Here is a 13,108-nt window from a genome sequence, read left to right on the forward strand (position 1 = left end):
CAAGGCCTTTAAAAAAGTAAATGCCCCCAATAACTAACGGCTTATTGGGGGCATTTTTTTTGTAGTGTTCCAGATCAAAAGATCAAAAACCAGCTCTTATCTTATCTGCTATCTCAGCCAACTCCTCGGGAGTAAGCTTAAGTTTGGGTCTAGTAAAGTTGATATCATCCATGGTCCTTAGCGGCACCAGATGAACGTGTACATGAGGAACTTCCAAGCCGATCACGGCAACCCCGATACGGGTGCATGTGATGGTCTTGTCCATTGCTTTGGCTACTTTCTGTGCAAACACATGCAATCCGGCCAGTTCCTCAGGCTCCATATTGAAAATGTAGTCCACCTCTCTTTTTGGTACCACTAGGACGTGGCCTTTGACCAAAGGCATGATGTCCAAAAAAGCGATGTAGTTTTCATCCTCTGCTACGATTTGAGCAGGGATTTCCCGATTGATGATTTTAGTGAAGATGCTTGCCATAGGGGTTAAAATTAAAAAATCCCGGTAAAAACCAGGATTTAAAAAGATGGATTAATAGGTGATATCCAGAATTTCAAATTGAAGCTTTCCGGCAGGTGCATTGATTTCCGCAATCTCACCTACTGATTTGCCGACTAATCCTTTTCCGAAGGGTGAAGCTAAAGAAATCTTACCCGCTTTCAGGTCTGCTTCTTCCTCGGAAACCAAGGTATAGCTCACGGTCATTCCGTTTTTTACATTTTTGATTTTCACCGTGCTCAAAATACCCGCTTTTGAGGTATCCATTTTGGAATTGTCCAGAATTCGGGCATTTCCCACGACTTCTTCCAGCTTGGCAATTTTCAATTCCAAAAGACCTTGGGCGTCTTTCGCCGCATCATATTCTGCATTCTCGCTGAGGTCTCCTTTGTCCCTAGCTTCGGCGATCTGACGAGCGATATCCGCTCTTCCCTTGGTCTTCAATTCATGAAGTTCGTCTTTCAGCTTTTTCAGCCCTTCCTCGGTGTAGTATTGTACTTTTGACATAATCTTACAGCTTTTCAAAAGGCACAAAAAACAAAGTAACGGTCACGTGATGGAGACCGTTACTTTGTTTTTGCCTTTATTTTACCCTGCAAAGATAGTAAAGCTTTTGGTCAAAGCAAGTAGGAAAAAAGGCATATAAACCACTCAAACTAGTTAAACTCCTTTCGGATTTGCTTCACCAATACCCGGTTGATTTTTTCATAAGATTCAAAAGTCCAACCGGCCACATGGGGCGAAAAAATCACATTCTCTCGCTGTGCCAATCGACTGAATTCTTCCTTTTGCTCAGGACTGAATTTTTTGAATTTTTCATTTTCCAACACATCTAAAACTGCCCCCTTCAAGATCCCCTGATCCAAGGCCTGATTCAAAGTCGAAAAAGTAATCACCTCTCCTCGAGCCGTATTGACCAGCCAAAAAGGCTTGGAAAACCCCTTCAGCTCATCCAGGGTGAAAAATCCTTTGGTCTCAGGAGTAAGAGGTACATGGATACTGAGGACATCCGCTTCTTTTTTGAGCACATCCCAGGTGACTTCTTCTACTTGATCAGTTCCAAAGCCCTTCTTGTACTTGTCAAAAGCATGCACTCGGACTCCAAAACCTTGCAATCGTTTCGCGAAGGATTTACCCATATTTCCAAAACCCATGAGGCCTACAGTCTTTCCTTTAAGCTCATGGCCACGGTTCCCTTCCCGATCCCAGATCCCTTTTCTGACTTCCTGGTCTGATTTGACCAAGTGATTAAACAGTGCCAACAATCCTCCTATGGCATGCTCGGCCACGGCGTCCCGGTTGCCTTTGGCTGCATGAAAAAGCCGGATGCCTCTGGCTTCCAGATACTCCAAATCAATCTTGTCCAACCCTGCCCCAGCCCGGCCGATAAATTTCAGCTTTGGCGCTTTTTCCAACAGGGGTCGATCCATGGGAGTCTTGGAGCGGATGATCAATCCTTCCACATCATGAATTTTCTCCAAAATTTCATCCCGGGTAATCTCTGGGGCATATTCTACCTCATGTCCATCTTCCTTCAGCATCTCCAGAATACTGAGATGCATTTCGTCGATAATAAGAATCTTCATTGTCAAAGCTTAAGTAACAGCATGGCCACGCCGAAATATACTGCCAGACCCAAAAGGTCATTGGTTGTGGTGATAAATGGGCCGGAGGCAATGGCAGGATTGATCCCAAATCGGTTCAATACTATCGGTGTGACTGTCCCCATAAAAGAAGCCAGCAAGACGACACAGAAAAGCGCAAAACCTACGGTAACACCGAAAATCGGCTCAAACCCATACAAAAACACTACCACGCAGAAAACAAAAGCGCCCAAAACCACTCCGTTGAGTAGGGCTACAAAAAGACCTTTTACAAAGCGCTGCAAAGGAGTATCATCAAAGGCAGACTTGCTGGCCAAGGATTGCACGATCAAGGAAGAAGCCTGAATTCCCACATTCCCTCCAGTTGCCGCTACCAAGGGGATAAAGGAGGCTAAGGCTAGGTATTTGCTCAGTCCATCCTCAAAAAACCCAATGATTTTGGCCCCCATTAATCCACCCATTACGCCGATCAGCAGCCAAGGTAGACGGGCTTTGGAAATGGTAAACACGGAATCGGATTCTTCAATATCCGCGGACACCCCGGCCATCGCCTGAATATCTTCATCTGCCTCTTCCTGGACTACATCGAGGATATCATCGACGGTGATTCGGCCTACGAGCTTATTTTTGACATTTACCACTGGGACCGATTCCAAGTCATATTTTCTCATGATGGCAGCTACCTCTTCCTGGTCCATAGTCACAGGCACTGAAATCACATCCTCCTCATAGATGTCTTCAATCTTGGTATCAGAGGCAGCAAGAATGATTTTTTTCAAAGAAACCCTTCCCAATAGTTGCTGACGGTTATTGACTACGTAGATCGAAAAAATCTTTTCCACGTTTTCGGCTTGGCGTCTGATTTCATTGATGGTCTGGAGGATGTTCCAGTTTTTATTGGCCCGGATAAATTCCTTGGCCATAATCCCCCCTGCGGTATCTTCTTCATATCGGAGGAGTTCGAGAATCTGTTCCAGCTTGACCCGATCTTGGATTTCGGCGATGACTTCTTCCCTTTCTCTCTCCTGAAAAAGACTTAAAATATCAGCCCCGTCATCCGAATCCATCAATTCTATCCAAGAGGCAATTTCAGCAGTTTCCAGTTCCCTCAAGACCCGACCCAAAGAATCTTCATCCAGCTCGATCAGGATATCCGCAGACAATTGCTTTTCCAAAAGACGAAGCACATAAATCGCCTCATTCATGCTGAGCTCATCCAAAATCGCGGCAATATCCGCTACATTGACTCCTTCCAGGGATTCCTGAATGAAATCATTGTCGCCCTGTTCTATCCCCAGTTGGAGACTTTCCAGGTATTCTTTGGATAGCTCAAATTGCTTAATGGGTTCCACGACTAGCTTCTATTTTTTGGGTTAAAAACACAAAATCACTCACATCCAGCTGCTCTGCTCTCAGGTCAAGCATGGGATGAGTTTTGAATTCTTCCGGCAACTGGAAGGGTTTAAGGCAATTCCTAAGTGTCTTTCTCCTAGTACCAAATCCGGCTTTGACTACCTTGAAGAAAAGCTTCTCATCGCAATCCAGTTTTTTCACGGCGTTTCTTGTGAGGCGAATTACTCCGGAATTCACCTTGGGAGGAGGATTGAATACATGAGGAGGAACAGAAAACAGGTATTCAATATCGTACCAAGCCTGGAGCAAAACCGATAGGATTCCGTAATCTTTGTTCCCTTTGGGAGAGGCGATACGCTGAGCTACTTCCTTTTGGAGCATGCAGACCACTTCGGTGATTTTCTCTCGCTCTTCTAGGACCTTGAAGAAAATCTGAGAGGAAATATTGTAGGGAAAATTCCCCGCCAAGGCGTACTTTTCAGGAAGAAGTTGGGAAAAATCGTAATTCAGGTAATCCCCCTCCAATATTCGATTTCCCAGTTGAGGATATTTTTTATTCAGGTAAGCTATACTTTCCTGGTCGATATCGATCAGAAAAACCTCCAGATTCCCCTCCAAAAGAAAATCTGTCAGCACTCCCATGCCAGGTCCAATCTCCAAAACTGCTGAAACCCCACCATGCCCTTTGACTGCTTGAGCAATTCGCTCAGCAATACTCAGGTCGGTCAGAAAATGCTGTCCCAAATGCTTTTTTGCTCTGACCTTTTCCATCCTAGGGCTGTGATTATTTTTTATAAATTGCAGCCTTAAAATTAAGGGAATATTCCAAAAGGCTTGGGAATTTTCTTCTTTATAGCTTTTCCAAAAGAAATATGAACGCGAAAAAAAATCGGCCAATTTTAGGCATCAGCATAGGGGACATCAATGGAATTGGACTGGAAGTCACGCTAAAGGCACTCTCCGACAACCGGGTTTTTAAGTCCTTTACCCCGGTGATATATGGTCATGGAAAGGCAGTAGTGTACTATCGAAAGCAACTCAGCCTCGAAAGCTTTAATTTTTCTCAAATCAGGTCCATCGACGAAGTTCAATACCATAAAGTCAATGTCATCAATGTGACAGAAGACTGCCCCGAGATCCTACCCGGAGTCGAAACCCAAGAGGCAGGGAAGTTTGCTTTAGCTTCTCTTCAAGCTGCTGTTGAAGATTTGAAAAATGGAAAAATCCATGGACTAGTCACTGCCCCACTCAACAAAAACAATATCAACAGTGAGGAACTTCGCTTCATTGGCCATACCGAATTCATTACGGATGCTTTTGGGGCCAAAGAAAGTCTGATGACCATGATTTCCGATGATTTGAGAGTAGGATTGATTACCGGACATCTGCCCTTAGCCCAAGTTCCAACTGCGATTACCAAAGAAAAAATCATCCAAAAGACGAATATTTTTCTCCAAAGCTTAAGTCAGGATTTTGGCATCAATAAACCGAAAATTGCGATTTTGGGTCTAAATCCTCATGCTGGTGAAGATGGACTTCTGGGAGATGAAGAAGAAAACGTGATCAAACCGGCGATAAGAGAACTTAAGGACAAAAACAACTTGGTATTTGGGCCTTATCCTGCAGATGGATTTTTTGGCATGATGCATCAAACCAAATTCGATGGAGTTTTGGCTATGTACCACGATCAAGGCCTTATTCCTTTCAAGTCTCTGGCGTTTAGCACTGGGGTGAATTTTACCGCAGGACTTCCTATGGTCCGAACTTCGCCCGACCATGGCACTGCCTATAATATTGCAGGTAAAAATCTGGCGGATGAGGGCTCGATGAGAGCGGCTTTGCTTCTTGCATCAGATGTAATCTCCCAGCATCAGCAAGAGGAAGTAGAAATTTGATTAGAATTTTGGCACGTAGACCAAATAATATTTTAAAATCTGCTTCTTGATTCCTGAATTAATCCCTACATTTGCGGTCTTAAATCAGGTGGAGAAATCGTGAAATTCTTGAAAACCTTTGATATTGAAGTCATTAAGTTCAAAGAAGGGCATCACGAATTTGACTTCGAAATCAATGAAACCTTTTTCAGACATTTCGAAGACAATGAAATCCTGGATAAAGGCAACTTGACCGTACGGGTCTTGATGGACAAAGGGCCGAATTTGATCGAACTGGAATTCCAAATCCAGGGTACGGTCGAATTGACTTGTGATAGAAGTTTGGAAGTTTTTGATTATGAATTAGAAACCTCCGAAGTGATGATCTATAAGTATGGCCCAATCGAGCAAGAGATTGACGAAAATGTGAGCATGATCACCAGGGATACCCCTTCGATCAATGTAGCTCAGTTGATCTACGAATTTATCTTGCTCTCCCTTCCTGTAAAAAAAATTCATCCTGATTACAAAAATGAGCTCGATGACGAGGACTATGATGTAGAAGGAGGATTTGTCTACATTCAATCTGAAGAAGAGGAAAATCTGGAAGAGAGCAGTGAAACTGAAGAAAATGAATCAAAGCCGGTTGACCCGCGGTGGGAGCAACTGTTGAAATTAAAAAACAAAGAACAATCATAAACCACGCATAAAATGGCACATCCTAAACGCAAAATTTCGAAAACCAGAAGAGATAAAAGAAGAACTCATTACAAGCTGGAAGCACCTGGATTGGCAAAATGCCCAACAACAGGAGAAATGCACTTGCCTCACAGAGCCTTCTGGCTTGATGGTAAATTGTACTACAAAGGACAAGTAATCATCGAAAAAGAGATTCAGGCTTAATTAGAAATCTTCATCTTATATAATCCATCTCCTCAAAGGGATGGATTTTTTATTTTTAATCAATCAGAAATTCCTGAAAATGAAGGAATTCAAAAAGCTTACTCCTTTGGGCTTTGGTGGTCAGGTGCCATTGTACTATTTTTGACGCCTATCATTAATTCTGGATCAAACCAACCCAGCCAATGACACATTTTCTTTGATGTGTTCATTGAAACCCCAAGAAGAATGGATAAAATAAGAGCCAAGGTCACAGGGATTCAAGGATATGTTCCTGAGTACCGACTGACCAACAAAGAACTGGAAACCCTAGTCGAAACCAATGACGAATGGATCACCTCAAGGACCGGTATCAAAGAAAGGAGAATCCTCAAAGGTGAAAACCAGGGAACTTCAGTAATGGGAATAGAGGCAGTCAAAGGCCTGCTGGAAAAAACCGGAACCAATCCAAAGGAAATCGAGCTAATCATATGCGCGACCGTCACTCCGGATATGCCTTTCCCCGCTACTGCCAACATCATTGCGGACAAGGTGGGAGCAAAAAATTCATTCAGCTTTGACGTCGGGGCGGCTTGCTCCGGATTTTTATATGCACTCCAGCTTGGTGCCCAGTTTATCCAGGCCGGGACCCACAAAAAAGTAGTGGTAGTAGGAGCGGACAAGATGTCTTCTATTGTGGACTATCAGGACCGTACTACCTGTATTCTTTTTGGAGACGGAGCCGGAGCGGTACTGCTTGAAGCCACTACTGAAGAGTTTGGAATCATGGATGCCATCCTCAAGGCAGACGGTTCGGGAGAGCCTTACCTTCATATGAAGGCCGGAGGTAGCCGCAAACCAGCTTCACCGGAAACCATCGCCCAGCGTGAACATTTTGCTTATCAGGAAGGGGCGACCGTATTCAAATTTGCCGTGACCAATATGGCTGATGTAAGTGCAGAAGTCATGGAAAGAAACGGACTAAAAGGCGAAGACATCGCTTGGCTTGTACCTCATCAGGCCAATAAGCGGATCATTGATGCCACTGCTAACAGAATGGGAGTAGGCCCTGAAAAAGTGATGATGAATATCGAAAGATACGGCAACACTACGGCTGCTACCATCCCACTTTGCCTTTGGGAATATGAGAAACAACTGAAAAAAGGCGACAATCTAATCCTAGCCGCATTTGGTGGTGGTTTCACTTGGGGAGCCATCTATCTCAAGTGGGCTTATGACCCGAAATAAAACAACAGATAAAGTAAAATATGGCAAGTACCGCAGATTTTAAAAACGGACTCTGTCTGGAAATGAACAATGACATTTACTCCATTGTCGAATTCCAGCATGTCAAACCTGGAAAAGGAGCTGCTTTCGTAAGAACCAAGCTAAAAAGCCTCAGAAGTGGAAAGGTATTGGACAAAACCTTTTCCGCAGGTGAAAAAGTGACTACCGCGAGAGTAGAAAAAAGACCCCACCAATTTCTATATAAAGACGATCTTGGCCATCACTTCATGGATACCGAGACCTTTGAGCAAATGTCTTTGGAAGAGCATCTGATCGAAAGAGCCAACCTTCTAAAAGACGGGCAACTAGTGGATATCCTTGTTCACGCAGAGACGGAAACTCCACTTTCTGTAGAGCTTCCTCCTTTTGTGGAATTGATGGTGACATACACCGAGCCAGGAATCAAAGGTGATACTGCTACCAATACGCTAAAACCTGCAACTGTAGAAACTGGTGCTACTGTTATGGTTCCCCTTTTCGTGGATCAAGACACCATGATCAAGGTCGACACTCGGGATGGGTCCTATTCCGAAAGAGTAAAATAATTTGTTATTGGCTGTGTCATTTCTGTAAATTACACAGCCTTTTTGTTTTTAAACCCCAACCAATGTCTAGGACATTGAACAAACCAAAACCCTATGAAAGCTAAAGAGATTCAGGAACTGATCGATTACATTTCCAACTCTGGCTTGGCGGAAGTCAAGATAAAAACAGAGGAATTCGAACTTTCCATCAAGAAATACGCAGAATCAAGTGCAGCTCCTGTACAGCAAGTGGTAGCAGCTCCTGCACCAGCTCCAGTAGCATCAGCTCCGGCTCCTGCACCAGCACCTGCACCGGCTCCTGCCCCTTCAGCAGCACCATCCAATCTCCTTGAAATCAAATCCCCGATGATTGGAACATTCTATCTTACTCCTAATCCTGACGCCGCTCCTTTTGTGACCGAAGGTGCTACAATCAAAGCTGGCCAAACTGTTTGCATCATTGAGGCAATGAAGCTTTTCAACGAAATCGAATCAGAGATTTCCGGAAAAATTGTGAAAATCTTGGTCAGCAATGCCACTCCGGTAGAATACGATCAGCCTTTGTTCTTGGTAGATCCAGCCGGTTGATTTTTTCACTAAATCCCAAAAAGCGTGTTTAAAAAAATCTTAATAGCAAACCGGGGAGAAATAGCCCTCCGAATCATCCGTACCTGCAAGGAGATGGGGATCAAAACTGTGGCTGTTTATTCCACCGCTGACAAGGACAGTCTCCATGTCCGTTTTGCAGATGAGGCTGTATGTATCGGTCCTGCACCCAGCAGAGAATCTTACCTCAATATCCCCAGAATTATTGCAGCTGCCGAAATTACCAACGCTGATGCAATTCACCCCGGCTATGGATTCCTTTCCGAAAACGCCGAATTCTCCAGAATCTGTGAAGAATACGGAATCAAATTTATCGGAGCCTCTCCGGACATGATCGGAAAGATGGGAGACAAAGCTACCGCAAAAGCTACCATGAAAGCGGCAGGAGTTCCCACCATTCCTGGTTCGGACGGCTTATTGGATAGCGTCGCTCAAGGCAAAAAAATAGCCGCAGAAATGGGCTATCCTGTAATCCTGAAAGCCACCGCCGGAGGCGGAGGTAGAGGTATGCGGATCGTCAAGGAAGAAAAAGACTTCCAAAAAGCTTGGGATGATGCAAGAATGGAGTCGGGAGCTGCTTTCGGAAATGATGGGCTCTACCTTGAGAAATTCGTGGAAGAACCCCGCCACATCGAAATCCAGATCGTCGGAGACAGAACCGGAAAAGCCTGCCATCTTTCTGAAAGAGACTGCTCTATTCAGAGAAGACATCAAAAACTGGTTGAAGAAACCCCTTCTCCATTTATCACAGAAGAACTCCGTGAAGAAATGGGAAAAGCTGCCATCAAAGGTGCTGAAGCCATCAAATACGAAGGTGCAGGTACCATTGAATTCTTGGTAGACAAGCATCGCAACTTCTACTTTATGGAGATGAACACCCGAATTCAGGTGGAACATCCGATTACAGAGGAAGTGACTGATTTTGATTTGATCAAGGAACAAATCAAAGTGGCAGCAGGTGAAACCATTTCCGGAAGAAACTACTACCCAAAGCTATATGCCATGGAGTGTAGAATCAATGCAGAAGATCCAGCTAACGGCTTTCGCCCTAGTCCAGGAAAGATTCACAATCTACACCTTCCTGGAGGTAGAGGCGTGCGTGTCGACTCCCATGTCTATGCAGGATATGTGATTCCACCGAATTACGATTCCATGATTGCCAAGCTGATTGTAAGCGGTCAGTCACGGGAAGAGGTGATCGTGAGGATGAAGCGGGCATTGGAAGAATTTGTCATCGACGGGATCAAGACCACCATTCCTTTCCACATTGCTCTGCTGGAAAACGAGCAATTCAAGGAAGGGGATTTCACCACGAAGTTTTTGGAAACATTTGACTTCTCGGTGATCAAAGGGTAATGCTGTTCTAATACTTATTGGAAGAGGCTGTCTCAAAAGTGAAGTTTGTCACATTGAGCGAAGTCGAAATGTCGTCCGGAAAGCTGGAAATGGCCTTCGACTCCGCTCAGGCTGACAACAAAGCGATTTTTGAGACAACCTCTTTTTTTATTTCTGTCTTCCAATATCCCCCACCCGAAGAAACCGCTAATGCATAAATCCCAAAAAGTATCCCCAGAGCACTTAACAAACCAAAAGCAACTGTTGCTTCAGCACTCACTCTTCTAGTATAAAGCCGGTCGATCTCCCCGATTGGAAATTCAATATTCTGGCTGGGATTTACCCTTCTTCCATTTTTTCCCCTAAGCTCCGCTACAACCTTATCCTCCTTCACCTGAATGAAAGTCATATTGTAAGTTTCTCCCGATAGAGTAATGAGTTGAATCTTATCTCCTTCTATCAGTTTGAGTAGAGATTCATTGACAAAAGGACCATCTTGAAGCTCTTTTGATACTTTTGGCGGTAGATTTTCCACGTTTCTATAGGTTTTGCAGGAAAAAATAATCCCAAGAATTGCCAAACCTAAAGCGAAATGAAGTACAGATTTTTTCATAGGTTCAATATTTCCAGCAAGGTAAATTCACTCGAAATCAAATCCTTATGCGTTTGCTCTTAACTTTATTGATTATCCAAAATGACGGATTTTTATTTTGCATATAGTACTAAAGGAGATCATTAATTCGGAATTTTATGTTTTGACTTAATCAATATTTTTATAAAAAAGTCAGGATGCCTTTTTTAAAATTTTTCCATAACTTTTGGGCTAAACAATTTTCCCAAATGCCCAAATTGTCGAAAATTCTTGCTGCTTCTCTTGCCCTGACCTTAGGATTAGCTTCCTGCAAAACTTCCTCCACAGATCAGGCGGACCTTTTGGCTACAGATCAGGTCAGCTATAATTTTCACATTCGTCCCATTCTATCTGACAAATGCTTTGCTTGTCACGGTCCGGATGCCAATAAAAGAGAAGCCGATCTCAGACTGGACACAGAGGAAGGGGCCTTTGCCGCACTGAAAGAAAACCCGGGAAAGTATGCTTTAGTGGCAGGCCGTGCGATGGATTCCGAAGTTTACCACCGAATCACCTCGCAAGACCCCGGAGAGGTAATGCCTCCCCCCGAATCCAATCTTTTCCTCACTGAATCAGAAATTGACTTGATCAAAAAATGGATTGATCAAGGAGCAAAATATGAACCTCATTGGGCCTTTATTCCTGTTAAAAAACCGAAAGTTCCTAATTTAGACTGGGGAGCAAATGAGATTGATTCCTTTGTCTTGAAAAAAATGAAGGAAAAAGGTCTGAATCCCAATCCCGAGGCTAACTCTTACGCCTTGATCAAAAGAGCAAGTTTGGATCTCACAGGATTACCTCCTACTCCCGAGCTCCTGGCTAAATACACGGGATTTGAAAATGGAAATACTTACGAAAAGCTATTGGATGAACTCCTCTTCCAACCTGCATTTGGAGAAAAATTGGCCATTCTTTGGCTGGATATTTCCAGATACTCAGACAGCTACGGATATCAGGACGATGAGTATCGGTCACAATGGCCCTACAGAGATTGGCTGATACATGCTTTCAACAAAAACCTGCCTTACGATGAGTTTTTAACATGGCAACTCGCCGGCGATCTTTTACCTAATCCCACCAAAGAACAAATCCTGGCTACCGCCTTCAACAGAAACCATAAGTACACTGAGGAAGGGGGCGTGATTCCTGAGGAATACCGCATCGAATATGTATTGGATAAAACCAACACCTTCAGCAAGGGAATCTTGGGAATCACGATGGAATGTGCACAATGCCACGACCACAAGTATGACCCCTTTTCTCAGCAAGAATATTATGAGCTTTTTGCCTTCTTCAACAATTCCAAAGAGAAAGGATTTGAAGGGGATATCAGCCAAACCAAACCAGCCAAAACTCCCATTCTCTGGGTAGAACGGGAGGACTTGGACGGAATTCTCAGCTTCATAAATCACCCAGACACTACCCAACTCCTCATCTCGGTGATGGGGGAATTGGACGAATCAGAGAAAAGAACCACCTACATTCTGGACCGAGGAGTTTATGATGCTCCCACAGTCCCTGTGACTGCCTCTACTCCCTCCTCCATTTTGGAATTTGATGAGGGGTATGAGAAAAACCGCCTCGGACTGGCCAAATGGGCTACATCAAGAGAAAATCCACTTACCTCCCGAGTATTTGTCAATCTGATCTGGCAGGAAATCTTCGGCAAAGGTATTGTCAAATCAGCTGGGGATTTTGGTATGCAGGGCGATTTGCCCACGCACCCCGAACTGCTTGATTGGTTAGCAGCCGACTTCATGGAGAATGACTGGGATATCAAGAGGCTTCTAAAGCAAATCCTGCTGTCGTCCACCTATCGGCAATCTGCAGAAGTCAGCGCAAAGCATTTGGAAGTAGATCCGGACAACCTATATCTAGCCCGTTCCTCAAGACTGAGATTGCCTGCTGAAAATATCCAAGACTTAATCTTGGCAAGCAGTGGGCTACTAGTCACGGAATTGGGAGGTCCAAGCGTCAAGCCCTATCAGCCTTCCGGTCTATGGGAAGCGGCTACTTCAGGCCGTGGCACATTAGCTACCTACGTTCAAGACGAAGGAGAAAAACTTTACAGAAGAGGCATCTACAACTTCATCAAACTGACAGTGCCTCCACCCAAAGCGATTATTTTCGATTCGAGTAATCGGGATCGCTGCGAAATCTCCCGAAACCGCACCAATACCCCGCTACAGGCTTTGGTGATGATGAATGACCCCATGGTCCTGGAAGCAGCGAGGGTATTGTCTACCAAGCTTTCAGAAAAGCATACCAACCCAGAAAAAGCAATAAATGAAGCCTTTCTGCGAATTCTTTGTCGTGAAATGAAGCCCCAAGAAAAGAACCTTCTGAAAGAGTATTATGATGAAGAGTTGGAGTATTTCAATACCCATCCAGAAGAGGTTGAAAAGACCGTAAACATAGGAGAATATCCGATGAGCAAAAGCGCTATCACTGCAGATAATGCAGCTTTGATGCAAGTCATTATGAGTCTTTATAATTTGGAAGAAACTATTACCAAGAGCTAA

The 13,108-nt window shown here is 44.1% G+C and carries 14 protein-coding genes; 8 read left to right on the forward strand and 6 right to left on the reverse strand.

From position 1 onward, the window contains the following. Positions 1-82: 82 nt before the first annotated feature. The 5 genes from AAA942_RS03910 to rsmA form a co-directional block, all read right to left on the reverse strand. Positions 83-475: an HIT family protein gene (locus tag AAA942_RS03910; RefSeq protein ID WP_338218925.1), complete on the reverse strand. Its 393-nt coding sequence runs from the start codon at positions 473-475 to the stop codon at positions 83-85. Positions 476-526: 51 nt separating this feature from the next. After that, entirely contained in the window at positions 527-1,000 is a 474-nt protein-coding gene (gene greA, locus AAA942_RS03915) for a transcription elongation factor GreA (protein ID WP_338218926.1), read from the reverse strand. A 149-nt stretch (positions 1,001-1,149) separates the two neighbouring features. After that, the gene (locus AAA942_RS03920; RefSeq protein ID WP_338218927.1) at positions 1,150-2,079 is read right to left on the reverse strand and encodes an NAD(P)-dependent oxidoreductase; all 930 of its coding nucleotides are present in this window, start codon (positions 2,077-2,079) and stop codon (positions 1,150-1,152) included. A gap of 2 nt (positions 2,080-2,081) precedes the next feature. Continuing rightward, on the reverse strand, positions 2,082-3,449 hold the full coding sequence (mgtE, locus tag AAA942_RS03925; RefSeq protein ID WP_338218928.1) for a magnesium transporter: 1,368 nt from the start codon (positions 3,447-3,449) through the stop codon (positions 2,082-2,084). Beyond that, positions 3,436-4,221 carry a 16S rRNA (adenine(1518)-N(6)/adenine(1519)-N(6))-dimethyltransferase RsmA gene (gene rsmA, locus AAA942_RS03930; RefSeq protein WP_338218929.1) on the reverse strand — a complete coding sequence of 262 codons (786 nt, stop codon included), beginning with the start codon at positions 4,219-4,221 and terminating at the stop codon, positions 3,436-3,438. The genes mgtE and rsmA overlap by 14 nt, the downstream gene beginning before the upstream one ends. 101 nt (positions 4,222-4,322) lie before the next feature. Between rsmA and pdxA the strand changes: the two genes are divergently transcribed. From pdxA to accC, 7 genes are all read left to right on the forward strand, one after another. Continuing rightward, entirely contained in the window at positions 4,323-5,345 is a 1,023-nt protein-coding gene (gene pdxA, locus AAA942_RS03935; protein ID WP_338218930.1) for a 4-hydroxythreonine-4-phosphate dehydrogenase PdxA, read from the forward strand. A 99-nt stretch (positions 5,346-5,444) separates the two neighbouring features. After that, a complete protein-coding gene (locus tag AAA942_RS03940; RefSeq protein ID WP_338218931.1) occupies positions 5,445-6,023 on the forward strand; it encodes a YceD family protein in 579 nt (192 codons plus the stop codon). 12 nt (positions 6,024-6,035) lie between these two features. Next, entirely contained in the window at positions 6,036-6,227 is a 192-nt protein-coding gene (rpmF, locus tag AAA942_RS03945; RefSeq protein ID WP_338218932.1) for a 50S ribosomal protein L32, read from the forward strand. A gap of 225 nt (positions 6,228-6,452) precedes the next feature. Further along, complete coding sequence (locus AAA942_RS03950) at positions 6,453-7,451, forward strand: beta-ketoacyl-ACP synthase III (RefSeq protein ID WP_338218933.1); 999 nt, start codon at positions 6,453-6,455, stop codon at positions 7,449-7,451. 20 nt (positions 7,452-7,471) lie between these two features. Further along, a complete protein-coding gene (gene efp / locus AAA942_RS03955; protein WP_338218934.1) occupies positions 7,472-8,035 on the forward strand; it encodes an elongation factor P in 564 nt (187 codons plus the stop codon). A 93-nt stretch (positions 8,036-8,128) separates the two neighbouring features. Further along, complete coding sequence (gene accB / locus AAA942_RS03960) at positions 8,129-8,602, forward strand: acetyl-CoA carboxylase biotin carboxyl carrier protein (RefSeq protein ID WP_338218935.1); 474 nt, start codon at positions 8,129-8,131, stop codon at positions 8,600-8,602. Positions 8,603-8,626: 24 nt separating this feature from the next. Then, positions 8,627-9,976 carry an acetyl-CoA carboxylase biotin carboxylase subunit gene (gene accC, locus AAA942_RS03965; protein WP_338218936.1) on the forward strand — a complete coding sequence of 450 codons (1,350 nt, stop codon included), beginning with the start codon at positions 8,627-8,629 and terminating at the stop codon, positions 9,974-9,976. A 106-nt stretch (positions 9,977-10,082) separates the two neighbouring features. On the opposite strand, the gene AAA942_RS03970 is transcribed toward accC, so the two are convergent. Beyond that, positions 10,083-10,568: a hypothetical protein gene (locus tag AAA942_RS03970; protein WP_338218937.1), complete on the reverse strand. Its 486-nt coding sequence runs from the start codon at positions 10,566-10,568 to the stop codon at positions 10,083-10,085. A 227-nt stretch (positions 10,569-10,795) separates the two neighbouring features. Here AAA942_RS03970 and AAA942_RS03975 point away from each other — a divergent pair, with 227 nt between their 5' ends. Then, positions 10,796-13,108 carry a PSD1 and planctomycete cytochrome C domain-containing protein gene (locus AAA942_RS03975; protein ID WP_338218938.1) on the forward strand — a complete coding sequence of 771 codons (2,313 nt, stop codon included), beginning with the start codon at positions 10,796-10,798 and terminating at the stop codon, positions 13,106-13,108.

Source organism: Algoriphagus sp. oki45, assembly GCF_036245605.1.
Classification (GTDB): Bacteria; Bacteroidota; Bacteroidia; order Cytophagales; family Cyclobacteriaceae; genus Algoriphagus.